19 protein-coding genes are annotated in these 26,156 nt (G+C 42.0%); 8 read left to right on the top strand and 11 right to left on the bottom strand.

Annotated elements, in window-relative coordinates; translation table 11 throughout:
* Nucleotides 1–3: 3 nt before the first annotated feature.
* Complete coding sequence (locus KAN5_RS11500) at nt 4–1,056, bottom strand: efflux RND transporter periplasmic adaptor subunit (protein ID WP_016708309.1); 1,053 nt, start codon at nt 1,054–1,056, stop codon at nt 4–6.
* Nucleotides 1,057–1,301: 245 nt separating this feature from the next.
* On the opposite strand from KAN5_RS11500, the gene KAN5_RS11495 reads away from it, so the two are divergent.
* The 4 genes from KAN5_RS11495 to KAN5_RS11480 all read left to right on the top strand — a co-directional run bounded on the left by KAN5_RS11495 (nt 1,302) and on the right by KAN5_RS11480 (nt 4,657).
* Entirely contained in the window at nt 1,302–2,030 is a 729-nt protein-coding gene (locus KAN5_RS11495) for a DUF2982 domain-containing protein (protein WP_244389745.1), read from the top strand.
* Nucleotides 2,031–2,046: 16 nt separating this feature from the next.
* Nucleotides 2,047–2,379, top strand: a complete 333-nt coding sequence (locus tag KAN5_RS11490) for a hypothetical protein (protein WP_138553824.1) — start codon at nt 2,047–2,049, stop codon at nt 2,377–2,379.
* 95 nt (nt 2,380–2,474) lie between these two features.
* Nucleotides 2,475–4,148 (top strand): DUF1566 domain-containing protein, encoded by a 1,674-nt coding sequence (locus KAN5_RS11485; protein WP_244389744.1) that lies wholly within the window; start codon nt 2,475–2,477, stop codon nt 4,146–4,148.
* A complete protein-coding gene (locus KAN5_RS11480; protein WP_244389743.1) occupies nt 4,145–4,657 on the top strand; it encodes a DUF1566 domain-containing protein in 513 nt (170 codons plus the stop codon). Before KAN5_RS11485 ends, KAN5_RS11480 begins: the two co-directional genes overlap by 4 nt.
* Before the next feature lie 6 nt (nt 4,658–4,663).
* Here the strand turns inward: KAN5_RS11480 and KAN5_RS11475 are convergent, their stop codons facing one another.
* The gene (locus KAN5_RS11475; protein WP_016708304.1) at nt 4,664–5,773 is read right to left on the bottom strand and encodes a tRNA nucleotidyltransferase; all 1,110 of its coding nucleotides are present in this window, start codon (nt 5,771–5,773) and stop codon (nt 4,664–4,666) included.
* Between the two features lie 128 nt (nt 5,774–5,901).
* Between KAN5_RS11475 and KAN5_RS11470 the strand changes: the two genes are divergently transcribed.
* The gene (locus KAN5_RS11470) at nt 5,902–6,819 is read left to right on the top strand and encodes an AAA family ATPase (RefSeq protein WP_016708303.1); all 918 of its coding nucleotides are present in this window, start codon (nt 5,902–5,904) and stop codon (nt 6,817–6,819) included.
* 13 nt (nt 6,820–6,832) lie between these two features.
* The gene (locus KAN5_RS11465; RefSeq protein WP_244389742.1) at nt 6,833–7,849 is read left to right on the top strand and encodes a general secretion pathway protein GspB; all 1,017 of its coding nucleotides are present in this window, start codon (nt 6,833–6,835) and stop codon (nt 7,847–7,849) included.
* Here the strand turns inward: KAN5_RS11465 and KAN5_RS11460 are convergent, their stop codons facing one another.
* From KAN5_RS11460 to putA, 8 genes are all read right to left on the bottom strand, one after another.
* Nucleotides 7,850–9,847 (bottom strand): TonB-dependent receptor, encoded by a 1,998-nt coding sequence (locus KAN5_RS11460; RefSeq protein WP_244389741.1) that lies wholly within the window; start codon nt 9,845–9,847, stop codon nt 7,850–7,852.
* Between the two features lie 68 nt (nt 9,848–9,915).
* Nucleotides 9,916–10,533: a Plug domain-containing protein gene (locus KAN5_RS11455; protein WP_244389740.1), complete on the bottom strand. Its 618-nt coding sequence runs from the start codon at nt 10,531–10,533 to the stop codon at nt 9,916–9,918.
* Between the two features lie 286 nt (nt 10,534–10,819).
* The gene (locus KAN5_RS11450) at nt 10,820–11,848 is read right to left on the bottom strand and encodes a FecR domain-containing protein (protein WP_244389739.1); all 1,029 of its coding nucleotides are present in this window, start codon (nt 11,846–11,848) and stop codon (nt 10,820–10,822) included.
* Nucleotides 11,849–11,871: 23 nt separating this feature from the next.
* Nucleotides 11,872–12,432, bottom strand: coding sequence for an RNA polymerase sigma factor (locus KAN5_RS11445; protein WP_244389738.1), 561 nt, complete (start codon nt 12,430–12,432; stop codon nt 11,872–11,874).
* A 383-nt stretch (nt 12,433–12,815) separates the two neighbouring features.
* Nucleotides 12,816–15,101 carry a family 20 glycosylhydrolase gene (locus KAN5_RS11440; RefSeq protein ID WP_244389737.1) on the bottom strand — a complete coding sequence of 762 codons (2,286 nt, stop codon included), beginning with the start codon at nt 15,099–15,101 and terminating at the stop codon, nt 12,816–12,818.
* An 83-nt stretch (nt 15,102–15,184) separates the two neighbouring features.
* Complete coding sequence (locus KAN5_RS11435) at nt 15,185–17,725, bottom strand: TonB-dependent receptor (RefSeq protein WP_244389736.1); 2,541 nt, start codon at nt 17,723–17,725, stop codon at nt 15,185–15,187.
* A 94-nt stretch (nt 17,726–17,819) separates the two neighbouring features.
* Nucleotides 17,820–19,016 carry an HD-GYP domain-containing protein gene (locus tag KAN5_RS11430; RefSeq protein ID WP_016708295.1) on the bottom strand — a complete coding sequence of 399 codons (1,197 nt, stop codon included), beginning with the start codon at nt 19,014–19,016 and terminating at the stop codon, nt 17,820–17,822.
* Between the two features lie 107 nt (nt 19,017–19,123).
* Entirely contained in the window at nt 19,124–22,927 is a 3,804-nt protein-coding gene (putA, locus tag KAN5_RS11425) for a bifunctional proline dehydrogenase/L-glutamate gamma-semialdehyde dehydrogenase PutA (RefSeq protein WP_138553815.1), read from the bottom strand.
* A gap of 170 nt (nt 22,928–23,097) precedes the next feature.
* On the opposite strand from putA, the gene KAN5_RS11420 reads away from it, so the two are divergent.
* Nucleotides 23,098–23,580 carry a winged helix-turn-helix transcriptional regulator gene (locus KAN5_RS11420; protein ID WP_016708293.1) on the top strand — a complete coding sequence of 161 codons (483 nt, stop codon included), beginning with the start codon at nt 23,098–23,100 and terminating at the stop codon, nt 23,578–23,580.
* 238 nt (nt 23,581–23,818) lie between these two features.
* On the opposite strand, the gene KAN5_RS11415 is transcribed toward KAN5_RS11420, so the two are convergent.
* Entirely contained in the window at nt 23,819–24,418 is a 600-nt protein-coding gene (locus tag KAN5_RS11415; protein ID WP_016708292.1) for a TIGR04211 family SH3 domain-containing protein, read from the bottom strand.
* A gap of 214 nt (nt 24,419–24,632) precedes the next feature.
* Here KAN5_RS11415 and KAN5_RS11410 point away from each other — a divergent pair, with 214 nt between their 5' ends.
* Nucleotides 24,633–26,153: a CYTH and CHAD domain-containing protein gene (locus tag KAN5_RS11410; RefSeq protein WP_138553814.1), complete on the top strand. Its 1,521-nt coding sequence runs from the start codon at nt 24,633–24,635 to the stop codon at nt 26,151–26,153.
* Nucleotides 26,154–26,156 lie beyond the last annotated feature (3 nt).

Here is a 26,156-nt window from a genome sequence, read left to right as displayed (position 1 = left end):
GGTCTACCCCTTTACAGTAACTTTGCTACCAGAACGAATTTTAATAATTCCTTCTGTAACAACGAGCTGACCATTACTAATTCCTGAGTCAATAGCTACCCAACCGTTATGGCGACCTGCAACATGAACTTCTACTTTGGTGGCTATACCATCTTCAATTTGGAACACATAATGTTTATCCTGCTGTGGTATAACCGCTTTTTCTGGCACCATCATGGCTTGGTTTGAGCTTAGTTGTAAAGCGGTGTTCAGCAGCATACCCGGGCGTAATAAGCCGCTTTTATTAGCAAAACTCGCGGTTACTTCAACACTACGAGTAATCGCATCAATACGTGCGCTTACATGGGTGACTTTACCGGTAAACGTTTTTTCTGGATAAGCGTCATTTTGGGTCATAACTTTCATGCCCACGTTTAATTGCGCTAAGTATTTCTCCGGTACTTTAAAGTCGACTTTGATTATGCTGATATCATCTAGGCTAGTAATTATGGTGCTATTATTTACATAAGCACCAATTGAAATTTGACGCTTACCTAAAATACCTGAAAAAGGGGCTGTAATCGTCATTTCAGTTAGTTTTGTTTTGGCATTCTCAAGTTGTGCTTCGGTTGCATCAACACGAGAAAGTTGTTCTTCTAACAGTGACTTTGCGGTTGCCTGTGAGCGAGAAAGCTCTGTTAAACGTTCCAGTTGACGTTTTTCTTCACGCAAGTTGATAGCCAATTCTTTTACGGTTAATTCTTCTTGCAGTGATTGTAACTGCACTAGCTTTTGGCCTTTACTGACTAAGTCGCCATCTTTAAAATAGATATCAGTAACATAGTCATTTTGTGCGCTTTTAATATAAATTGCTTGATTCGCACGCGCGCTGCCGATAGCCTCAATGAGGACAGCATTTTCTTCGCTTGCCACCGTATGAGCCGTTACTTGAGTTGCACTTGCAGTAAAGTCTGATTGTTCACCTTGACTACTTGGCAAGTAAAGGTAAACACATAGCCCTAAAAGCAGGGTAATGATAAATGGAAATAGCGCTTTGCCAGATTGCTTTGAATACATTTTAAGAGTACCGGAAAATTAATTGCCTCTAGTGTACAAAATAACAGCGTGAAATAGCTGTCGCGTATCTCATAAATTTGTCGGTTAGGCGTAAAAGTTAAATTATTTATCAATTTGTTCCTGTTTTGTAATTATAAATGAGAGAGTTATGAAGTTGACGAACACATGTTCACGTTGTTTGAAAATACGTAAATTGATTATTTGGGCTATAATTATGTACGTTTTTTATATTGTTTTTTATCGTTATGGTTAAATGCAAACAGAGTGTGTTGAAGTTGCGCGCGCAAGGTGCACGTAACGGTATAGAAATTTTAACCGTTGGGGCTATCGGGCTTATATTTATAATGCTGGTTAATTTACTACGCCCTGGTGAAATTAGTTTTTTGGAAATTTTTTTGGTGAGTTTATGCTTGGCGGCAATTTTTGTTGGCTTTTTAAAAACTCAAGAGCCATTTTATAGTTTAGTTATTACAGAACAAGAGCTTATATATCAGCATAAATATGGTTATTGGAGTGTTAAGCAAAAAAACTTCCAACACAGTGGGATCCCTAAAGTCGAACAAGAGTTTGAACAACTTGAGTTAAATGCGGTAGGTATTAAACTTTACAATACCGATGAGTTTTTATCACAATTAGCACCAAGGATCGCGGGTAAATTATTGATTGAGCAAAGGCACTTATTTATGCAAGTAGTTCAAAAACATTGCAAAAATGGCAATTGCCCATCAGAATGGCTAATTGAAGATAATCATTACACTTCAGTGCATGGGTGTAGCTTTGATGGCTTGATTGCCATGTTTGCTAACCGAATGCGACATTTGCAACAATTAACCGGATATGATTTGTTGTTACCTGCAAGTGCATTAGATAGCAGTATTTGGGACTTTAGCCGTAGTTTAAATGCATGGCGGAGTAATCCAGTAGTATTTATACAATCTCAATTAGAGAGAAAGACGTTTGACAATAAACGTTAGTAAGTAGGATGAAGCGATGAGCCAAGATAGATCTTTTATTAAAAGTGGCAGAAATACCATTATCCACAAAGATAAAAAACTCGATTTAGTGATCGTGAATTCTGAAATTCACCCCAAAATTAAAGTCACTCAACATGGTTTAGAGCCATTTAAAGAAGAGCTGCCAAAAAACCGTCGTGAAGCTAAAGAACGTTATTTAGAAGTGGTGTATATCACGAGTGTTGATATTTTTGGTGAAGAAAAGCGTTTACTGTTTATTCAGGCGCTGGATGGCCGTGAATATAAGATTGATTACAGTAAAGTAGGGACAAAGTTATTTGTTCGTATTCATCAAGATAGTTATTTATAGTTTTCTTCTTCTCTACTGGCACTGTAATTGCTTCATAAATAAATTGGCATAGTCTTTAGCGCTATGTAATTTCGATTTTAATGAGGAAGCAGTGCATGAAATCTCCCTTAATAGTTGCTCCACTTTTCACTTTATTAGCCGCATGTGGTGGCGGTGGAGGGGGGAACGACAATCCCGTTGTCGCCGCATCAGTATTTGCAGGAAATGACCAGCAAATTATTGAAAAAAGTGAATTTACAATAGAAGCTAAAGGATCGCCAGCCGACGGTACATTTACTTGGCAAAGGATCAGTGGTCCTATTATAGAAGATTTCCCGCTTGATGGTGCACTGCAAACGATTACCGCTCCTGATATTAAAGCGGATAGCGAACTTGTATTGCGAGTTAGCTATCAGACTACCGATGGTCAGTTAGTCAGTGATGACTTACTTATTGCAATAGAATCGAATAATCAAATACCGCAAGTCATTGTTACGCAAACAGCGCCAGCAACACTCCCTTCTGATTATCAAGATACGATCACCCTGAGTGCAGCAGGTTCGATAGACCCTGATGAGAATGGCCAAATTAATAGTTACAACTGGCAACAAATTGCAGGGCCAGCACTTGCAGTGGATAGCAATAGCAATGCGACAATTAGTTTTTCGCATCCTTTACTCGATACGAATACCTTGATCACATGGTTAATTACTGTGGTAGACGATGAAGGAGGAGAATCAAGCACCGAATATTCTCATACTTTAAACAAAACCACAGAAGTAATTATTGCTAACGCGGGCAGTGATCAGAGTGTGATTGAACTGGAGAAGGTGACATTGGATGCCACCGATTCGCAAACTGTGACTAACACATATAAATGTTATTGGCAGCAAACAGCAGGTAGTGCGGTGCTTGATAACCAACAGCAATGTGTCACTTCTTTCATCGCACCAGCAACTGAAGCGGTGAACACCCATACTTTTGAAGTAACCGTAACTGACTACAAAGGGCGAACTGAAAAAGATAGTGTTGATATTGTGGTTAACTCTAAGCCTCTGGGGCTGATCAATGATACTGGGATGACCAAGTGCTATAACAATACCCAAGAAATAGCCTGCACAAGTCCTGACTTTCCGCGCCAAGATGCTTATGTAGGCCGCGATAGTGGGGTTGGTACACATATTGAAAAAGTGGGTAAAGGTGAACAAGCTTTTGACTTTACAAAACTTAACCAGTTTGCTGATGAGTTATTAGATAATGCCTCTAATTTCAGCTGTATTCGCGATAATGTTACAGGGTTGATTTGGGAAGTAAAAAGCCCTAACACAAACGTGTTACCTAACACGCAACTGCGCGAAGGGCAAAATCACTATACTTGGTACTTAACCAATGAAGAGGGAGTGCAATCAGGCAGTAGTCTTGGCACGCCAAACAGCACCTGCCCAAGTAATAGCAACTGTAATTTACAAGTGTACGTTAATGAAGTGAATGCTCTTGATTACTGTGGCGGTACTAACTGGCGCGTGCCTACTTACACAGAGCTATTAACGTTACTTAACTATGGAAAGCATGGACAATCAATATTGCTTGATGAGAACTATTTCCCTAATACTCCAAATAGCAACTTACTTGCGGATGGGCTCATTTATTGGACATCGCAAACTGCCGTTGATGGTACAAGCTTATCGCAAGCGTATGTGTTTGATATGAGTGATGGTAATGATCTAGCTTATCCTAAAAGTAATACAGCCTTTGTCCGTCTAGTTAGAACCGCAGGAGCATCGCAATGAAACATCAATTAATAGCGGGGTTATTATTATTGAGTCCTATGGCCGTGACGGGGCAAACGTGCTACGAAAGCATAGCCGATACGACGCCTACCACGCGGTTTACACAACACACTGATGGCACCGTGAGCGATAGCGTTACCGGACTCATGTGGCAAACTTGTAGCTATGGACAAAGCTATGATGTTACAACTGATAGTTGTTTAAACAGTGTTGTGAAAGTTAATTGGCAAGAAGCATTAAGAGCGGCGGTAAATGATCGCACTGGCGCTTATAAAGATTGGCAAGTACCTAATAATAAGGAGCTTGCCAGTATTTTAGAGCACAGCTGCGTGACACCGAGTATTAATGAAGAAGTGTTCTTGGGCAGTTTAAGTGAAAACTATTGGACCAGTACTTCGGCTATAGCAGATAAAACAGCGGCTTGGGTATATACCTTTGACAGAGGACTAAACAGCTTGCACGATAAAGAAGCATTCATTTATTTGCGTTTAGTCCGTTATGAAAAGTAATTTTGTTTAAGCTAAATACTGCTGAAACACTTCTAACCGCGCTTGTTCTAGCGCGGTTTTTATTTGCGCGCCTTTTATCCCTTGAGCAATAAATTGTTGTGGATTGATTGCCCTAGCTTCCTTGGTTGCTGCCAATAACTGTTGTTGATTGGTAAGTGGTGCAGCTTGGTTAATTGTAATGGCGCTGAGCACGGCATCAAACCGCTCTGGACGACGCCACAAATCGAGTTGATTACAACAAGCAAGTAATTGCTCTGCGGTAATTGTAGAGCTTGTTAAAGTTGCTTGGTGAGCATTGAGTTGTAATGCCAAATCGCGTACATCATTAGGAAGGCGAATAGTTTGACCCATGGCTTTGATGTCATCGGCGGTTAACGAGCTGGTGGCTTGTGCGAACAATAATGCCTGATCTGTGATATGGTGATTTTGGGCATAGGCGTAACGAATTGTTAGTTGTTGATATAACTCGTCGTTCCAGTTATTAGCCAAAGCTGGGCTGATCGCACTGAGAGCCCCCAGCTGCGCTAAAATATTTAAAAACTCTGCAAATGCTCCATCAGCGAGTGACTTTTCACACTCTAACCAAATACGTTCTGCGGTGAGTGTCTTAAGCTCGCCACGGTTGATCATTTGCGTTAATAATTGTTGAGTTTCATCGGCTATAATAAAGCCTAAATAATGATAGCGGGCGGCAAATCGCGCAACACGTAAGATACGCAGCGGATCTTCACTAAAAGCGTCTGATACATGGCGTAGAATACGCTTGTCTAAATCTTGCTTACCTCCGTAGGGATCGATCAAACTACCATCGTCGGCTTTAGCGATGGCATTGACCGTTAAATCGCGGCGGCGTAAGTCTTCTTCGAGCGTGACATCTGCTGAGAACTCACAGACAAAACCGGTATAACCCTGTCCTTGTTTGCGTTCAGTGCGGGCGAGGGCGTACTCTTCTTTGCTTTTGGGGTGCAGAAATACCGGAAAGTCTTTACCAACTTGTTGATAGCCTTGCTTTAGCATTTGTTCGGGTGTTGCACCAACCACTACGTAGTCACGCTCTTTTATTACTCGTCCAAGCAATTCATCACGAACCGCGCCACCAACCAAATAAACTTGCATAACTCACCCTGAATATTAACTGTGCAAACTATTTTACGTTATTTAACTAATAAAACGCTAACAAGGTTTTCACTTGCGCTGTTTTTTTGCCATTATAGGCGGTGATTTAATCAGTAAGGAAATTTAGGGTGTATTTAAGCTACTTCGGCTTGTCGGAAAAACCATTTTCAATCGCGCCAAACCCACAGTATTTATTTTTAAGTGAGCGTCATAAAGAAGCTTTGGCACACCTAACTTATGGATTGGGTGAAGCGGGCGGCTTTGTATTGCTTACAGGTGAAGTAGGCACAGGGAAAACAACGCTTACTCGTAGCTTGCAAGAACAATTGCCAGAAAATACTCAAGTGGCTTTGATCCATAATCCAGCCTTGTCACAGCTGGAGTTGCTAGCGAGTATTTGCGATGAATTTAACATCGCTTATGATGAGCAAAACGCCACTTTAAAAACGTTAACGGATGCTATAAAAAAGCACCTAGAAGCGAATCACCAAGCCGGTGGCCATACTATTTTAATTATCGACGAAGCTCAGTTACTGGCTCCCGATGTGCTCGAACAGCTGCGGTTATTAACTAACATTGAAACCAATCATAAAAAGTTGCTACAAATCGTGTTAGTGGGTCAGCCTGAATTGCAAGCCTTACTGAAACGCAATGAGTTACGTCAGCTCGCGCAGCGGATCACCGCGCGTTATCATTTATTGCCGTTGACTGAAGGGCAAACCTTTGCCTACGTTAAACACCGTTTATATGTTGCAGGGTGTGATCGAGGATTGTTTTCTAATGATGCGTTAAAAACAATTCATTTAGTTACGGCAGGTATACCACGTTTAGTTAATTTATTATGTGAACGCTGTTTAATGGGCGCTTTTTCTCAGCAGCTAACTATGATTGATAGTGATATAGTGATGCGCTCAGCACAAGAAGCATTACCGCCAAGTGCGTTAAGCGCGGTTAGCATAAAGCCGCAGTCGTCGTTTAACTGGCTTTATCCGTTGGCTTTTTTAGCCGTGCTCTCGATGGGTATTGGTTTGTCGTTTATTCTTTAATTAATGGTCGTATATGTCGTACTTATTAGATGCCTTAAAACAATCAGAACAGCATGACGAATCGTCAGCACATGACAGAAATGCTGAGCAGTTAAAACAGCAACAAGAGTTACAACGTTATCGTTTTATTGCTATTTCTCTTGGTTTGTTGGTTGCTTTTTTACTGACCTTGATGGCGGGGTTTTCAATTGGTAAATGGCTGCAAACAAATCATTTAACTACGCCAGAGCAAGTAACCAGCTCTGTTGAGCCGCAATCTACGCTGCCTGCGGATGAACAAGCCGCTACACCAGCTAAAAAGGAGCTTGAGCAAGTAGCACAAGTAGTAGCTAATCCAACGCAAACTAATCCAGCGCCAGTGGCCAGCACACAGCCTGTACCGCAGCAGCAGTTTGTTCAGCCGCAGCAATATCAACAAGCTGCAGGGCAATATCAGTGGGTGCAAGTGCCAGTAAATAATATGCCTACGTATCCGCAAGGTCAGCCTATGTTAGTGCAAACGCCTAATGGCTATCAGCAAGTATATGCAGCGCCGCCGCAATACAATCCGAATACCATGCAAATGCAGCCGACTATTAATAATAGCGCTAGCAATATCGACATGAGTAAATACAAGGTATTAGGTAAACCTATGGGGGAGCCTGCTCGCGAGCAGGCAAAACCTGCTGCAAATGATGAAGAATTAGAAACCGTACCAACAGCATTAAAAGATGCCTTTGCTCGTGCCATTGAAGACACTCAAGATACAAGGCCGCACCAAATCACTCAAGGCACTAAAAACTCATCTTACGCTGAGCCAATTGAGTTGTTGCCGGATGCGTTACTTGCCATAATCCCAGATATTAAATACCAAGCTCATATTTATTCATCGTCGCCAGATAAACGTTGGGTGAAGCTCAATAACCGCGAGCTATATGAAGGTGATAGTATTGGTGAATTAAGAGTGTTGGAGATCACCCCAGAGCAAACTGTACTTAGTTTTGATGATTACGAATTTAGTTTAAAAGCACTGCAAGATTGGCCGCAGTAGCTAAAACTGATAACTGAGAGCCACTTTTATGGTACGACCAAAAATAGGTCGGCCATAAAATAATGGTTCTTGGTGGCTTAAGTCATCCCTTGGATTCCCTTCAGTTAAACCTAGTGTATTGGTTAGGTTTTTCACTTCAAGTTGTGCACTGAGTTGCTGTGTCAGCACGTATTCTGCAAAAAAGTCCCAAGTTTGATAAGCTGGTAATGCAAATTGGTTGGCAATATCAGAATAACGCTCTCCAACATAAGACCAGGTCACAGCTGCTGTTACCGCACCGGCTTGGTATTGTGGAGTTACACGTAGTTGTAATTCTGGAGTTCGCGTTATTTGATTTCCATTAAATTCGCTTTGTGGTAACTGTTTTGGAATGCCATAAAACCCCGCATCTTGCCACACCCCTATCGCAGCAAACTGCCAAGCCTGATTAAATTGATAGCTATATTCGAATTCTAACCCTTGGGTTTGGGTATTAATTGATATCGCTTGCTGAGTGCTTGCAGCGCCTCGATATACGGTAAAAGGTAGAGGATCAAAGTTGGTATCAAATACAGTGCCGCTAAATTGCCAGTGTGGCGCTTGATAGCGCAAACCAACCTCACTCAGAGTTAAACTGATTGGCTGGCCAAAGTTTTGTTGCGCGCGTTGCTCAGCGTTTTTAGCCCAGCCACGAGCATTGCCATAATTGATAAGCCGCGGCATTTCAAAGGCATCGGCATAACGTGTAAACACCGCGAGTTGCTCACTAAGTTGATAGTTGGCGCCGATACTGAGCGCATTATCATTAAATGAGTCCGTTAGTGAGTTGGCAGGCGTGTAATGTGAGTAATAGTTTTTTGTATTGTGCGTAGTTGATAGCAGCCCTTGTTGGCTGCGACTACTTAACGTGAGCTGCTCATTACGCAGGGCAAAATCAAATCTTAATTTATCGGTTACTTGCCAGTCTAAACTGGCGTAAACTGAGTGCGATCGCGATTGTCCCTGGCCTGTTAAATACACCGGCCCTGCGTATGCTAAAAAGCCCTGTTCAGTGAAATTAGCGACAACCTTATCTTGCTGATCCACCAGCACAATATCAAGCCGTTCAGGTTGGTGTTTAACATCGGTAAGTAATTGTCCAAGCCATTGGTCCAACGGCAGGGAGCTAAAATCACTGTATGCGTAAATATGGCCTAAGCTGATTGACCACTGCTCTGTTAGGTAATTTACGCTGAGATGATTTATAAACTGTTGTTGTTTATAACTTGAATATAACGGGTAGCTTGAAGTGATCAGCCCATTGCCATTGAGTAGGCTAGGGTCGTTAATTAACGTTTTATCTGTACTGCGTTGGTACTTAGCTTGCAACTCTTCTGGCAATGCGACATTTGAAAAATGATTTTTAAATTTTGTTATATCATCAAATTGTAAGCGGCTATTGGCATCAATGATGCTCTCGTTGCCTAGGTTCATTAACGTATAAAGGCGATTACTCAAATTCGCGTAGCGGGCAATATTATTAAGTTGTAATTGTTCTGACAACCCCCCTTTAAATTGTATTGTGTAGCTGTTCATTAAGCTCTGCTGAGCATCTTCCAAATCGTGCTGGCGTGTGCCTTCTGGGGTGTGAAAATTTAATAACTTTAGATCATCGCTAAGTAACGTGCCAAAGTCATAGGGTAGGCTCTTCAGCTGCTTGATAGTACCTTGATTTTGCATCACTATTGGGGCATAAAAGCTGGTTTTATCGTTTAAATGTTTATAGCTAAAATCCAGTTCAAGCTCATCAGTTAACCAACTTAGTCGGGCGCTGAATTGGCCGCCTAAGTCACTGTTAAAGCCAGGTTCTCGAATGCCATTTGAGCTTCTATAAAAGCCCCCTAAGGTATAAAATAGCTGATCATTAATGGGGCCACTAAAGACGCCATCAAGGCGTGTGTAGTTATAATTTACCGCTTGGCTAAGTTTTACTAAGTTAAATGGTGTCTCTGAGCCGCGACGGCCAATATAGTTCACCATAGCTGCGGGGCCATTGAGGGTGAATATACCACTACTACCGCCTCTTACCGCTTCAATGGTTTGCTGGGTTAAATCGGGGCGTAAAAAAAGTCACTCCAAACACCGTCGTAGGTTATTGGTAGTCCATCTTCCATTAAACTAATAAAACGAAACCCTTCACCGCCTCTAAGACCACGTGGCGATACATTGTTGTTGGTTTCACCACCGGAATCTTCTACCCAAAAGCCCGTGACATTTTTAAGAATTTCAGCGGTGGAGTATGGAGTATGTTGTTCCAGTTGCTGTGTTGACAATTGGGTAACTGAAATGGAGGAGTTTAAAATATTTCGGGTTTTACCGCTAACGCCAGTGACTATGATGCGCTCAAAATCTTGCTGTTTGTTAGCTGCTATTGGAGTTACAAAGATACGCTGTTGACTGGGGTCTAAGCTAAATTGATATTGGCTATTGGCAAAGGTTTTAGCCAGTAATTGCTCAAGCGTAAAGCGTCCTTGTAATGGAGGAATAAGTGTTTGTTCTGCTAATTCAGCGGCGCTGAGTTGCCAACCACTTTGCGCAGCAACATCGAGGATACGCTGCTGCAAAGTGGCTTCAGGTAAATTAAAGTGATAGTTGTTGGTAGCATGTACATAGCTACTAAATAATATTAACCAAGGTAATTGCTTGGTTAATAAGCTTAATAACATGGTTTGATTCAATATTTTTATTATTGTCCAAACTTTGTACCATTTTTAGATCGCGTATACCATGCCACTTTTAGCTAACTTACTATTTAACCTGAACTCTGGATAATAAATCTATCTCTAGCGGCTACTTTCAACGCTAACTGCGTTGAATTTACTTGCAATAGGCCAGCTATTGACGCGTAAATTCGCCTTGTTATCGCTAAAAGTCTCCGATTGGAGACTAATAAATATATTTGTGATTTAATATCAATACATTAGTACATCTCTTAACCAGAGTTCAGGTTATTTAGTTAACTGTTAACGTATATTCTTTACCTTGTTTAGTCACAGTAATTGGGTAAATTTTATCAAGGCTATGCAGCCAGGAGTCTATTTCAGAAGTGAACAAACTACCATTGTAGGTATATTGACTAAGCTGCTGACTACGAAGAGTTATTTTTATTTCACTATAACGAGCAACATCATTGAGTACATCCCCTAAGCGGGCATTTTGATACACTAACCGACCTTGCTGCCAATCCATAATAAGGTTTTCTCCTTGTGCTTTGCTGCGGGTAATAGTGCCGGATTGAGTTACTTGCGCGGCTTGTCCTTGGCTTAACTTTATAACCTGTTGCTGCGCGAGCGATACTATGCCCTCAAGTACATCAACGCGGATAGAATCAGGGTTTGCACGCACATTAAACACCGTGCCTAATGCTTCTACTTGGCTTTGCTGGTGGCGCACAATAAAGGGCCGTTGCTTGTCTTTGGCGACTGAAAATAGTGCCTCTCCTTGATACAAGGTTAATTCTCGCGAACTATTGCTATAACGCACCGCTAATTGACTATTTGCCCCTAAATCTACTCGGCTGTTATCGGCTAGGGTGATAGTACGATGTTCGTTAATTGTGGTGCGAAAAAACTGATTCTGAACGTTGGTCATTGCAGCGCTGTTATTGGCGACCGTAACCGCTTTATTACTGGGTTGTTCAACATTAATGAACACGGTAAAACTTAATAAGAAAAACGCCGCAGCAAGTGCAAAGTAGCCGAGTCGAGAGCGTTTTTCAGCACGTTTATTGATATCGTTTGTTGCTGGTAATTGGCCAAGTTGCTGCGCTACGTAATCGCTATCTAATTGTGTGGAGACTTGCCATAGTTGCTGCATTTTTTGAAAAATCTCACGATGCAAATCGCTTTGCGCTAGCCAATCTTGCAACTCAATGGGGTAGTGTTGACAGTTGCTTACGGATAACTGTTGCTCTTCTAATAACAGCAACCAGTCAGCGGCTTGCTCTTCAATAATAGCTAAATCGTCAGGTGATGGGTTCATGCTAATATCCTTAAAACTCATGATCAAAGCTCATGTTGTAACTGTTGATAGCAATGACGAACTGCACGTAATACATATTTTCGTACCATACTGGGAGATATTTGTAAGGTCAAAGCGATTTCTTCATAACTTTGACCACGAATTTTATACAGTAAAAAAGCCAGTCTGCATTTGTCTGGTAAACTTGCGAGTGATTTTTCCATTTCTTTAAGTAATTCTTGGTTATGATGATTTTTCTCAGGATTGGCACTGTCGCCAGGCTGTGGCATTTGTTCGTTATCGTGAGTGTGATCTGCAAATGGACTGCGGGCTTTTCTACGTAGTTTATCAATAGTTAAGTTGGTCGCTATTTTATATAAATAAGCCGCAATATAATTACTCACTTGAGTATCTTCTAAACCCAATAGCTTTACGAATGCCTCTTGCGCTATGTCTTCAGCTTCGCGCTGATCCAGCCCTTTGGCCATGATATGACGCACCAACTTTTGCTGTTGTTGTAAAAACAACTGTTCAACCTGCTTACGGCGCTCAACTTGTTTTCCATCATTCTTTTTATTTTTCCAAAGAGGTAACAAACCACTCATTATAAATCCTTGCTGAATTTAATTCCTTTTACCTAAACGAACTAAAGAGCTTGTTTGAGAATACGCTATTAAAAAAAAGCCCTAAATACGTATTTAGTATTAGGGCGTGTTGACCTTTCAGGATTAAAATTTGTTCAACCTAGGTGCGATTTAATCGCGGCGCGAGGTTTGTAACCTAGTGGGCTAAGTAAAAACCGAGTAACAAAGAGTTAATCGCCCCTAGGCAGAACCCTTCGGGCAGTGCATGTTTGGCATTTATGCTGCGTTATCGCCTATTTATGGGGAACAACCACACTACATAGGCTCTGCCTTGCCTAAAAACCAAACATACTGCTGCAAATTCAACCTCGAAAGATAAACACGCCCTAGAACTTTGGGCGGTTTTAGTTTACGGCAATTTCATCAATGTAAAGCGGCAGCTTAGGGATTTGTGGGTCATCAGATTGCTTACTATTTATCGCAATGACTTTTAAGTAACGCACTTTCACTTTAGTAAATGACAAGGCAGAGACAGGCCCTTGCGGGTTAGTGTCTTCGGCTAAGCTCTGCCAAGTGTATTGATCATTTGAGCCCAGAACCTGAATTTTTACGGGTGGATGAAGCTGGCGATGGCGTCCACTGTTGTAACCCAGTTTAACTTGGGTCACCAACGTGGGCTCTGCCAAGTCGATTATCGCCTCTAAATCAGTGTCGTAAAAAATCGCATAATCGTCACTGCTGTAAAATTGGTCATAGGCAAACTGGCCATCTTGTAATTTGGCGGCAGAGCTTTCAGCCGCCGGGTGACTGAGAGTGATTTTTTTAGTTAGCGCTAAGTGCGGGCTAAGAGTGAGGCACGCATCGCCAACTAATTGACCAATTGCCGCTGCATAGCTTTTAGCGCGCAGTTGTGTCTCTTTTGTTATCAATATTGGCTTGTTATAGCGTATTGATGCGAGAGTCGGCTCTGTGCCATCTAAGGTGTAATAAATGGGTATATCGGCAATCTCTGTGGTGACTGCTGCATGTAAACCAGTATCATCAATGGTGCTGCTTATAGTCGGTTTATAGGCGCTATTCGCAGTGTTGATATGCATTTGCTGATAACGCTTAAATAATTTTGGCAAGCGGTTTTGGCTATAGTCAGGCCAGGACTTATTGTCTTTACTAGACCAGAGGGTTTCGGCCAGCGCACTCAAACGAGGAAACAGCATATACTCGGCGTGACGAGGGGTTTTAATGTACTCAGTCCATAAAGCGCCTTGTGCGCCAATAATGTAAGCTTGTTGCTCAGCGCTTAAATCATTCGGTTGAGGGTCATACTGATAGACATCTTGTAACCCCGTCAAGCCATGAATCGCTTTAGGTTCGTCGAGATTGCGTGATTGATAGGCATCAAAATAAATATATTGATACGGACTCATGATCACTTGATGGCCCATTTTTGCAGCTTGAATACCCCCTTCAGTGCCACGCCATGACATGATCAAGGCATCATCTGCAACACCGCCCTCAAGAATTTCATCCCAGCCGATTACTTTTTTATCAAGCGCTTGCACTATTTTCGCGACCCGTTTAATAAAGTAGCTTTGTACTTGCTCGGGGGTTTTAAGGTTATGCTGCTGCATTAACTTTTTCACCTCAGCACTTGCCAGCCACTGCTTTTTAATCACTTCATCGCCGCCGATATGAATATATTGGCTCGGGAATAGCTCAGCTACCTCTTGATAAACCACCGCGAGAAACTCAAAAACATCCTCTCGTGGGCATAGCACATCTTCAAAAATACCAAATTGGGCTTGTACATTAACGGGTTGTTGGTGACATGAAAGTTCAGGGTAAGCGGCAAGAATAGCGGTGCTATGGCCTGGAATATCAATCTCTGGAATGACTTCAATATGACGTGCTTTGGCATATTCAAGCACTTCTTTAACTTGGGCTTTAGTATAAAAACCAGCTACTGCTTGGTTATCAAATAGCGGTTTATAATCATAAGTATGGCCTACTACAGTATACGGGCGAGTAGCGCCGATAGCGGTAAGTTTTGGATAGGCATCTATTGCAATGCGCCAGCCTTGATCGTCGGTTAAATGCCACTGAAAAACATTAAGTTTATGCATAGCTAGCCAGTCAATGTAACGTTTAATAAAGGCCACATCAAAGAAGTGTCGGCTCACATCTAAATGCATGCCGCGATAGCTAAAGCGTGGTTCATCGTCAATTTTAACTTGTGGAATAAGCCAGCTTTGGCGATTGATTGGCATTCGTGATTCTATTGCTGCGGGCAATAGCTGGCGTAGCGACTGCATCGCCCAAAATAGCCCTTGTGCAGTACTTGCTTTGACTTCAATAAATTCTTTTTCGACAATCAATTGGTAGCCTTCAGCGCTAACTGGGTGCTCAACAAGCTTAAAGAACACGCTATTTTTAACGGTGTTATTCGCTTGCGTTACGGGTAATTGGTAGCCTGTTGGTGGGCGCAGAAAATCAGCAAACTGCTGCGCGACCGCTTTGGCTTCATTGTGGTTATAATGAATTTCAGTATCGTAAGACAAAGCAAAATGGCCTTGGCTATAGTGGCTGCTGGTTGGTTTTGGGGTTATTTTTGCAACAGCAAAGTAGGGAGTAATAAGTAATAGCAGTGAGAGTAGGCTGCTTTGTAGGTATATACCAAAATAGCGTTGAGGCATTGTAACTTCCTGAGAAAAGCCCGCAATTGCGGGCTTGGTTAAACTAATCAGCACTGGGCATAGCGCAAATTAGCAAGGGGACTTTAAAAATTAAGGGTTAAAGATGCGCTGATCGTGCGCCCCAAAATGGGTCTGGCGTAGTAATAATCGTAGCCTGCTTGAACATCGTTAATTGCTCGCGGATTCCCCTCAGTTAAACCAAGCTCATCACTGAGATTAGTGGCTTTAACATGTAAGGCAACGCTGTCATTGAAGCGATAATTGATACCCATATCAACGGTGGTGTAAGCGGGTAGTTCAAATTTATTTTCGCCATCAGAGTAGCGCTCACCTAAATGATGCACAGTTAAATACACATCGCCATCGTCAAAATAGTAAGTGGGAGTAAGGCGTAATTGCACTTTTGGCGTGCGTTTAACTTGCTTGCCGTTCCAGTGTGAGAACACACCGGTAAAACCTTCCATTTTCGGGTCTTGTACCACACCGGTTAATTCAAGTTGTAATGAATCAAGTGCTTGCCAAACGGTCTCAAATTCGACCCCGTCGGTGATAGTGTCAATGGTTTGGTTGGCGACTTCACCATTACTGCCAGTAAAATTACGCTCTACTAAGTCGTTAAATTTAGTTCGAAACAAGGTGACCGACGCGCCTAAGGTATCGCCAGAATAACGGGCGCCGAGTTCGCTAAAAGTTAGGTTTACACTGTCATTAAAATCGGCATCAATTCCGGCATGAATGTTTTGCCCGTAACTCATTAAACGCGGCATTTCGAATGCGTCTGCGTAGCGACCAAACATGGAAACATCGTCACTGAAGGTGTAATTAAAGCCCACTGTCCAAGCGGTTTCTGTTTCATCACGTTTTTTTGATAAGTATTTTGTTGAGGTGGTATCAACGTAGTTATTCGCTAGGTTGTTATCTACATCATTGCCATTGGCATCAAACGCGCCATCAACAGGTTTTGCAAACTCAGTGCCAGATGCTGTGCTATCAAGCTCTAGCCATTCAACGCGAATACCGCCATCCAGTCGTAAGTTGTCAGTTGCTTGATATTGCTCATTAATAAATAATGAATTTGAGGTGCTAGTACCAAATGCTGTCGCTTGCCCCCAGCCCGGTGCATAGCCGGTTGAACCGTTGTCGGTGAGCTGACCAACCACTTGTTGGTTATCATCTACGGCAACAATATCGAGTAAGCGCGCGTTATCTTTAACTTCGGTTAAAAATTGCGATTCCCATTTATCAACAGGTAATGAATCAGCATCGACATAAGCAAATAACCAACCCATAGTGAAAGTATGTTTATCGCCTTCGTAGGTAAAATTAAGCTTATTAACGAATTGCTCGGCATCGTAGCGAGAATACAGCGGATAGCTGGTAGTGACTAAGCCATTACCATTTAAATTACTTACATCATTGAGCATTTCGCCGCTATTTACATAACGATACTGCGCCGCTACAGCGCCATCATCAGCAAACTGGTCAAGCATTGCCAGTACATCTTGTTGGCCAAGCCGGTCATTGGCATTAACTAAAGTTGAGTTGTCAAAGTTAAGCAAAATATACATGTCGTTTTCAAACTTTGAGTAACGCCCCGCGGTATTAAGTAACCAGCGATCATTTAGTTCCCAATCAAGGTTGTAGCTTAAGGTACTAAATTTAGTGTGTTGGCCGTCTTTAAGGTCGCGCGTTTGGTAACTGCCATCTTCTTGTAAATAGTTAAGTAAGCGCTGACCATTACCAATTAACGTACCATGTTGCGGATCAACCCCCGGAATGCCTTTTGGATTGTTTTGATCTTGCAATGGAATTGGCACAAAGAAGGTGGTGTGATCGTTTAAGTGCTTAGCAGATAAAGTGAGTTGCCCTTTATCAAACTCGCGTACTAAATTGAGCCTAAGCTGACCACCGTGATCGGCTGTAAATTCGGTGTCTCTTACTCCGTCTGAACGGCGGTAAAAACCACCTACCGACATTTTCCAATTATCACTAATTGGTGTGCCGTAAAAAAATTCGCTGCGGTACATACCATAATCGGCAGTTGTGAGCTTTATAGTGGCTTCTTCAACGTCATCAGGTTTGCGAGTAATAAAGTTAACCAGTGCCGCAGGGCCGTTAGTGGTCAGTAAACCTGATGTGCCACCGCGTACGGCTTCCATATGTTCGATAGTAATATCTTGGCGTTGATAAAAATCTACCCACACGCCATCGTACACCACAGGTAAGCCGTCTTCTTCAACGCCAATATAACGAAACCCTTCGCCGCCTCTAAGGCCGCGCGGCGCTACATTGTTATTGGTTTCACCACCTGAGTCTTCAACCCAAAAACCCGGCACGGCTTCAAGTAAATCAGCAGTACCAAGCGGGGCTTCTCGAGCTAGTTGCTCTGCATCTAAGGTGGTGATTGAGACTGATGATTCTAATTTTGTTTGTCCGCGGCCACCACTGCCTGTAACGACTATGCGCTCAAGATCGAGTAGTTTTTTCTGTTTAGCATTTTGTTCAGCGCTCTGTTGAGAGTTTTGCTCAGCACTTTGTTCTACTGCAACGGTATTAATACTGAATAATGCACTGCTTACTGCCAACGCAATGAGGTGTTTATTATAAGTTCTGTTGTTGTTCATCGTATTCCCTTCGTTGTTGTTATGGATTATTGGCTTTGTAAATCTATAAACGAACGAAGGGTGATATTTGGGAATAGTTTTTTATAAAAACTCTTTACGGTAAGATTGAATGTTTAAAAAATTTAATTAAATCAATATTAAAATCTGCAGGTTTTACCGCCGCTTCTAAACTATCTTGCGTGCGATTATGCGCTAAATCAATATCAGCTACCTCAGTGTAGCGGGCGTGTTTTGCGTTATAAAAGGTTTTTACAACGGGTTTGAGTGGGCTGCTAGGGTTACTTTTACTCACTAAGCCGACCTTTTGACTGGAGAGCTTAACTAACGTTCCTACCGGATGGATACCAATGCATTGAATAAACTTAGTTAATAACTCGCCATCAAAACTATCGGGACATCCGTCTTTGAGTATTTTAAAGGCTTTTATTGGTTCCATACCTGCTTTATAAACACGTTCTGCAGTAAGTGCGTCATACACATCAACAATGGAAGCCATACGAACATATTGGCTAATCTCACTTGCTTGTTTGCCAAATGGATAACCTGTGCCGTCTAATCGCTCATGATGATAGCCTGCGATATCGACGGCAATACCTTTGAGACCTGATTGTTCTAAAATTTGTTTACTAAACAGTGCATGATCTTGAATGATTTTATATTCATCTTCGGTGAGCTTGCCTGGCTTATTAAGAATGTTGTCAGGGATTTGAATTTTACCAATATCATGTAATAGCGCGCCGGTGGCAAGTTCTTCGATCAACGCTTTGTCAAAGCCTAAGTGTTTGGCAAAAATACTGATCAGAATAGATACATTAATTGAGTGCTCAAGCAAATAGGTGTCTTTTTCGCGCATTCGGGTTATGCAGGCTAGGGCGTCTTGATTGCGAAATACAGAATCAATAAAGCCACTGGCAAGCTCTTTAAATGGTGCAATATCTATACTGTTACCTGATTTTATCTCGGTAAATGCCTTACTCTGTAATTGCTTAGCTTCGGTGTAGAGTTTTAAAGCTTTATCCATTTCTTGCTCAACACTGTGTGTTGTTTGCCATGGATCACGTGGTTTTATTGGTTCAACTTTTACATCATCAGTGGTAACCGGTGCACTTTGTGAAATGATGGTTTTATCAGGATCAATTTCTATTTCTAGAATACCGGCTTTGATTAGTTGCTGCACGCCAATTGGTGTTTTGACCCAACCTTGCTTTTTAATTTTTATTTTACCCGTTTGTTTCGTTACGCTGTGTACAAACATACCAGGCACAAGTTGATTGATTGGGATTATTTTCAATGTATCTACTTCAATAAAAAATTACAGAGTTATAAAACTAGCAAATTTTTTGATAGATAAGTAGCAAAAAGGGCGCTAAATAGCGCCCTTTTGTTGTTTAAGACTCTTTATTCGTCGTCTTCAACGAGTGTCATTAGTGATGTGTTACCACCAGATGCGGTGGTATCGATACTAATCGTCTTTTCTGTTACTAGACGCTTAATTAAGGTGTCGTAGTACTCAGAACTGATCACTGGCAAGATAGCGCCTTTACGTTGTGCTAGCTGTTGGCTGAAGTAGCCTAAGCGAGAAGAACGAGCGGCAACCACGGCTCCTGCTAAATGAGGGTGCGCCAAAATAGCTTGTAACTGATTTGGTTTAGCTACTTGGAATACACCTTCAGCAATACCCGTTGAGATAAATTTATCTTTAAACGCGACAGCTTCGTCATAGAACAACTCTGATGCTACAGTGATCACGGTATTACCCGCAGCAAGTGCGGTGATGATCGAAATAGCCCAGAAGTTAAACGAGGTGCTCTTATCGGCGTAACATACCACACAACCACGCGCTTCAAGGTGTAGAGTGTTTGATTCACCCGTAGGCCCCGGCAGCGTAGTAAATTTACGCATGTGTTTTTCAAGACGGTTAAGCTGTGCGCGTGCATCAGCAAGCGTTAACGCTAAATCGTCAGCTAGCTCATCGATAATATCAACCGTAGCTACTTTAGCAAGCAACTGACGTACTGCAGACACACGGTCATTCAGTGGTGTTGCACGCCAGATCTTTTCGTCGCGCATTGAGTTAGTCATTAACTTTTCAACTTGCTCGGCAGCACCTGAATAGTGGTGAGTGTCGAGTTCGTCTGGGGTTAAGTTAGTCATTTGCACGTTTTCTGGCGATGCTTTTTCTTTAACTAAACGAGTTAAATAATTAGGGCCACCGGCTTTAGGACCTGTGCCTGATAGGCCACGGCCACCAAATGGTTGCACACCAACGATTGCACCAATCATATTGCGGTTAACGTAGACGTTACCAGCACGAGACATTTTCGCTAGGTATTCACAACGCTCTTCGATGCGAGAGTGGATACCCATAGTTAAACCAAAGCCAGTATTGTTAACTTGGTCAATTACGCTATCAAGTTCTGAGCCTTTAAAACGAATAATGTGTACGCATGGGCCAAATACTTCGCGCTTAAGCACTGACAAGTCTTTGATTTCATATAAGCGTGGCGCAAAGAAGTACGCACCATTTTCACTGTTATCAGGAATATCACACTCATAATGCAGCGTTGCGTTGCCTTTTAAGTACTCAACGTGTTCGTTTAAGTTCTTCAGGGCTTTTTCATCGATCACCGGACCAATATCAGTAGATAGTAATGATGGATCGCCAACGTGTAACTCTTTTAGCGCGCCTTTGATCATATCAATCACGCCATCAGCAATGTCTTCTTGTAAAAATAATACGCGAAGCGCAGAACAACGTTGACCGGCACTTTGGAAACCTGAACTAATTACGTCGTCAACAACTTGCTCAGGGAGCGCAGTTGAATCGACGATCATACAGTTTTGACCACCGGTTTCGGCGATCAATGGTACTTGGATATCGTTACGAGCAGCTAAAGTTTGTGAAATTAATGTGCCCGTTTCTGTTGAACCGGTGAACATCACAGCTTGAATACGCTCATCAGGAACGATGGTTTTACCCACTTCACTACCACGAGCGATAACAGGCTGTACCACATGTTCAGGCAAACCTACTGATAACATTAGCTCAATAGTGCGAAGTGCAATATAGCTGGTTTGCTCGGCAGGTTTAGCGATAACCGTATTACCGGTGACGATTGCAGCAGCCACTTGACCTAAGAAGATAGCTAGTGGGAAGTTCCACGGGCTGATACATAAGATCACACCACGGGCTTCAAAGCGCTCATCTTCACTTAGTTCTTCGGCACGAGCTGCGTAGTAACGACAAAAATCAACGGCTTCACGTACTTCGTCAATACCGTCTTGGGCTACTTTACCAGCTTCTTTGATACAGATTGCGACAAGCTCATCGTGATGACGCTCTAAAATGTCAGCAATGCGGCGAAGTAAGTTAGCACGTTCTTTCACTGGCGTTTGTGACCAAGACTCAAAAGCTGCTTCAGCATTTGCTAATAGCGCTAGCATGTCGTCACTGTTTTGTAATTTAACATGGCCGATGATTTCTTTATGGTTTGCAGGGTTTTTTACTGCAATTGAACCTTCAGGAACATCGTTTTCGCTAATGCGATGCTCAGCAAACCAGTTATCAAGGTTTTCCTTAAACGGCGTTATAGCATTGATATCAGTTAAATCCATACCTTTTGAATTAGCACGTTCTGCGCCGTATAGATCAATAGGCATCTTGATTTGGGTATTGTACTTATTACGTAAGCCTTGCAGTGTTTCTACCGGATCAGGTAATAATGATTCTACCGGCTTAGTGGTATCAACAATCGCATTTACAAACGATGAGTTTGCACCGTTCTCAAGTAAACGACGCACTAAGTATGCAAGTAAGTCTTCGTGTTGGCCTACTGGTGCATATACACGGCACTGAATTTTTTCTTCAGTGACTATTTGGTCGAATAATGATTCACCCATACCGTGTAGACGTTGGAATTCAAACCCTTGATTGTCACCTTTTGCGACTTCTAAAATAGTGGCCGCAGTGTAAGCATTGTGCGTGGCAAATTGTGGGTATAGTACATCGCGCGCTTCAAGTAATTTGATTGCACACGCTTTGTAAGATACATCCGTTGTGGCTTTACGGGTAAATACTGGGTAGTGATCTAAGCCATCTTGTTGTGTGGTTTTGATTTCTGTATCCCAGTACGCACCTTTTACTAGGCGCACCATGAGTTTGCGATCAACACGGCTAGCAAGGTTAGTTAACCACTCAATAACGAAAATAGCACGTTTTTGATAGGCTTGAACGGCTAAACCAAAGCCATTCCAACCTGCTAGGTCATCATCGCTAAATACCGCTTCAATTACATCAAGTGAGATATCTAAACGGTCAGCTTCTTCGGCATCAACGGTAAAGCCGATGTCATAGCTTTTTGCAACTAATGCCAGCTCTTTTAGCTTAGGCACAATTTCAGCCATGACGCGTTCACGATGAGTGAATTCGTAACGCGGGTGAATAGCAGAGAGTTTAACTGAAATACCAGGGCTTTTAATTGGACCACGGCCATTAGCTGCTTTGCCAATTGCATGAATCGCATTCATATAGCTATTGAAGTAACGCTCGGCATCTTTCATGGTGCGAGCGCCTTCGCCTAGCATATCGTATGAATATACATAACCTTTTTGCTCTTTTTCAGCAGCGCGTTCAATCGCTTCGTCAATGGTGCGACCCATTACAAACTGTTTACCCATGATCTTCATAGCAAAGTTTACTGACTTACGAATTACCGGCTCACCTAAACGACCAATGGTCTTTTTCAAGACACCAAATTGCTGCTCTTTGGTTTTGTCTGTGTAGTTAACCATTTTACCGGTTACTAATAAGCCCCAAGAAGAAGCGTTTACAAATAAAGAGTCACTGCTACCTAAGTGAGAGCTCCAATCGCCTTTAGCAAGCTTATCGCGAATGAGGGTATCTTGAGTGGCTTTATCTGGCACACGTAGTAGGGCTTCAGCCAAACACATTAGTACCACACCTTCTTCACTAGAGAGTGAAAACTCATTGAGTAGTGCATCAACACCGCTTTGACCATCTTGATCACGACGAATGTTATGAACTATTTGACGCGCACGTTCCCATGCACGGCTACGGGCTTTAACGCCTACTTCGGCCAGTGGTAAAATATGATCAATTACGGCATTCTCATCAATGCGGTAAAAGTCACGGATTTTTTGTCGAATTGGACACGTTGTTGTCAAATCGCCGTTGAATAACATAAGTAACCTCTGATGTGTGGAGTCTTGTAGCTAAACTAAAGTAGCTACTCGATTATCATGTCTGTAATGCGTGCATTCTAATTAAAATCCAGCAGAATATGCTGGTTAAATTTGGCGTTTTACGATAATTTACAGGGCATACCTTAAACTTATCCGCATAAAATTCTGTTATGACAAGTTCCAATAGATTACGCCTGCTAGATCGCATTGATTTAGCTATTTTAGACGTTCTGCAAAAAAACGGCAGAATTTCTAATGTTAACCTCGCAAAGCAGGTTAATTTAAGCCCCAGCCCTTGTCTTGACCGAGTAAAACGACTTGAGCAAGAAGGCTATATTGAAGGCTACTTTGCTAAGCTTAGCGAAGCCAAGCTTAATCAGAGCTTAGTCGCGCACGTACAAGTGTCACTAGTGACTTCAAATACTGCTGTGTTTAAAGTATTCCGTGAACATATTTTAAGAATTAAACAAGTGGTTGAATGTGACATGGTCGCAGGTGGTTATGATTATTTATTAAAAATTCGTGTTTGCGACATGGACGAATATCGCCAAGTGCTAGGGGATTTAGTTGATATACCAGGAGTTGGTACACACCATACTTATATGGTGATAGAAAAGATCAAACAAGATACAGGCTTGAGGCTGGATACTTAACTTCGCAGCAACCAAAAGTAGGCGCGGGTTTACCCCGCGCATGATTTATTCACCACCGAGAAGACCGAGAAGAAATAAGAGGTAGTGATGCTTTTAGTTGAGTTCCTCTGTGCAGCGCGCCTTCAGTGGTAAAATAGCTATTGTCGCCATAAATGACGACCTACAGGGGCGTGATTTACCCCGCGCACAAAAAAGCACCAAAAGGTGCTTTTTGTGTATCAAATATCGTGATTATTTATTACGCCCAGCCGTCGTAGCGTTTACGACGTGATAATACGATGGTCAAAATAATACCTAAGAACAAACCAATAAATGCAATCGCGCCACCATAAGTTAATAGTTGACGTTTTTCTTTAGCGCCTGCTTGTTGTTTTTGTGTACGCTCTGCGTCTAAGGTATTTTTTAATTTAGTAATTTGTTCCGACAACGCGGTATTTTGATCAGTTAATGTCTGGTTTTGCTCTTGTAGTTGCGGTAATTCAATTTGTGCTTGGCGCAGTTGCTCTTGCATAGATGTCATCTCAGCACTTAGAGTACGATACTGTTGATGAATACCTGCAGATTTAGTTACAAATTTAGCCTCAACCCAACCTTCACGTTCTTTGTCATCAAGCACTTTGATAAAGCCATTTTCTTCAGCTGATAATTGCGTCAACTTAGTGCCAGCATCAACAGAGCCAATAATACGGTAATTTTTACTCGCACCTGAATGCATAAATGTATATAGGTTATCGACTATATATGCGGTGTTTGCATCGCTAGCTGAATTAGTTTCTTCAGCATGGCTTAAAAATGTGGCCGCTGCAAATAGCAAAGTTAATAAAGAATGTTTTAACATCAATCTACCCTGTTAATGTAACCGTCTGTGGGACAGCAATCGTATTATTCATAGTTAAGTCTTGAGATAGTATGGATTTAACGCGCCAATAGCAAGGTTGATATTGTAATCACTGCTACTGTTTATAGATTCAAATCAGCTAAAAAATTTGCAATGTCGGGCAGCTTTGTTTATTTTGAGCTCTCATTTATTTTAAAGGTAATCCTCAAGCCTAATGGATACTGAGATAGAACTGAAGTTTTTGGTGTCAGACGCCGTAATTCCACTGATCCCCGCATTAATAACTCAATTTGCAAAAACCGTTACCAACAAGCCTTCTCGTAGTTTGCAAAATGCGTACTTTGACACGCCAAGTCGTGAATTAAGAGCGCTTGATATTGGTTTTCGAACCCGTTGTGCGGATAACCAATGCGAGCAGACAATTAAGCTTGCAGGAGACGTTGTAGGGGGGTTACATCAACGACCTGAATATAATTTACCGCTTGAGAGTAGCCGACCAAATATAACCGCATTTGATGCTAGTATCTGGCCTCATGGTATGCAAGTGAGCGCGATTGCTGCGAATCTTTATCCTATTTTTAGTACAAACTTTATCCGTCGTACTTGGCTGATTGAAACAGAAAATGGTGCCAAAATTGAAGTTGTACAAGATAAAGGTGAAGTCTCAGCATCAGGTTTGATGGAACCTATCTGTGAACTAGAAATAGAACTTATAGAAGGCAGCCGCGATGAATTGTTTTCTTTAGCGGATAAACTGGTTAGCCAAAGTAATATTCGATTAGGTCTATACTCTAAGGCGGCTCGTGGCTATCGCTTAGCAGACAATAAACCGCTCAAGCCAAGTAAATCAATAGGCTTTGTTTCATTGCCTAAAAATGCGACGCAGGAGCAAGCGCTCATAGCTGCCATTGACTTTGGTATTCGTTTTGTACAAAAGCACGAGCAATGCTACTTTGACAAACCTAGTTTAAAAACCCTCAAACGTGTAACTGATGGCATTAGTTTGATTCGCCATACATTTTGGTTGTTTGATGACATTGTTGATAAAAGCACCACGGAGGCATTACGTACAGAGCTTAAGTGGTTACTCAGTGAGTTAGCCTGGGTTGAAAATGCGATTCAACTTAAAACTTACACTTCTAAGCGCCATGCTTACTATAAGAAAATAAATAGTGCGCCAGAGTTAACTCAAGTTATCAATGACTTAAAAGAACTACAACCGAGCATTGATGATATTAATAGTTTGTTCCATAGTGCTCGTTATAACCGTTTACTACTGTCTTTAACTACTTGGCTGGTGGACAAGCAATGGCGTAAAAGTTGGGGGCAAGTGCAATTTCAAGCTGCCGAGCAACCGGTTGCAGAGATCGCCAATCGTCTCTTTGAAAAAGACTGGCAAGACCTTCACCAATTGCTGCCAGAGCAAAAAACATTAACATCAAAAGATTATTTGGATTTACGTACCCGTCTTGAAAATAGCTTACTCAGTGGTAACTGTTTAGGGGCGTTATTTGAAAAAGATGAACGTAGTGAGTTTCGCATCCCGTGGTTAGATATTTCACACGGTATGTATGAGCTGAGTACACTAGAGTACCTAAAACAGCTATGCGCTGGGCAGGATGATGAAGAGCTTGCAAAAATCCAAAGCTGGCTAGAAAAAAAATCAGAGTTCTTGGTTAATGCAATGGAGCAAAGTCGTTTAGCGTCATATAAAATACCGCCTTATTGGCAATAAGGA

The organism is Pseudoalteromonas sp. KAN5, assembly GCF_022846535.1.
Taxonomy (GTDB): Bacteria; Pseudomonadota; Gammaproteobacteria; order Enterobacterales; family Alteromonadaceae; genus Pseudoalteromonas; species Pseudoalteromonas haloplanktis.
This window is presented reverse-complemented; position numbering and strand designations above follow the sequence as displayed.

Bases quoted from the DNA above. Each gene is read 5' to 3' on its own strand.
- KAN5_RS11500 (WP_016708309.1), bottom strand. From the start codon at position 1,056: ATGTATTCAAAGCAATCTGGCAAAGCGCTATTTCCATTTATCATTACC.
- KAN5_RS11450 (WP_244389739.1), bottom strand. From the start codon at position 11,848: ATGAACCCATCACCTGACGATTTAGCTATTATTGAAGAGCAAGCCGCT.
- putA (WP_138553815.1), bottom strand. From the start codon at position 22,927: ATGTTATTCAACGGCGATTTGACAACAACGTGTCCAATTCGACAAAAA.
- KAN5_RS11445 (WP_244389738.1), bottom strand. From the start codon at position 12,432: ATGAGTGGTTTGTTACCTCTTTGGAAAAATAAAAAGAATGATGGAAAA.
- KAN5_RS11440 (WP_244389737.1), bottom strand. From the start codon at position 15,101: ATGCCTCAACGCTATTTTGGTATATACCTACAAAGCAGCCTACTCTCA.
- KAN5_RS11485 (WP_244389744.1), top strand. From the start codon at position 2,475: ATGAAATCTCCCTTAATAGTTGCTCCACTTTTCACTTTATTAGCCGCA.
- KAN5_RS11460 (WP_244389741.1), bottom strand. From the start codon at position 9,847: ATGGTGAACTATATTGGCCGTCGCGGCTCAGAGACACCATTTAACTTA.
- KAN5_RS11410 (WP_138553814.1), top strand. From the start codon at position 24,633: ATGGATACTGAGATAGAACTGAAGTTTTTGGTGTCAGACGCCGTAATT.
- KAN5_RS11415 (WP_016708292.1), bottom strand. From the start codon at position 24,418: ATGTTAAAACATTCTTTATTAACTTTGCTATTTGCAGCGGCCACATTT.
- KAN5_RS11420 (WP_016708293.1), top strand. From the start codon at position 23,098: ATGACAAGTTCCAATAGATTACGCCTGCTAGATCGCATTGATTTAGCT.
- KAN5_RS11495 (WP_244389745.1), top strand. From the start codon at position 1,302: ATGGTTAAATGCAAACAGAGTGTGTTGAAGTTGCGCGCGCAAGGTGCA.
- KAN5_RS11475 (WP_016708304.1), bottom strand. From the start codon at position 5,773: ATGCAAGTTTATTTGGTTGGTGGCGCGGTTCGTGATGAATTGCTTGGA.
- KAN5_RS11435 (WP_244389736.1), bottom strand. From the start codon at position 17,725: ATGAACAACAACAGAACTTATAATAAACACCTCATTGCGTTGGCAGTA.
- KAN5_RS11490 (WP_138553824.1), top strand. From the start codon at position 2,047: ATGAGCCAAGATAGATCTTTTATTAAAAGTGGCAGAAATACCATTATC.
- KAN5_RS11455 (WP_244389740.1), bottom strand. From the start codon at position 10,533: ATGTTATTAAGCTTATTAACCAAGCAATTACCTTGGTTAATATTATTT.
- KAN5_RS11465 (WP_244389742.1), top strand. From the start codon at position 6,833: ATGTCGTACTTATTAGATGCCTTAAAACAATCAGAACAGCATGACGAA.
- KAN5_RS11480 (WP_244389743.1), top strand. From the start codon at position 4,145: ATGAAACATCAATTAATAGCGGGGTTATTATTATTGAGTCCTATGGCC.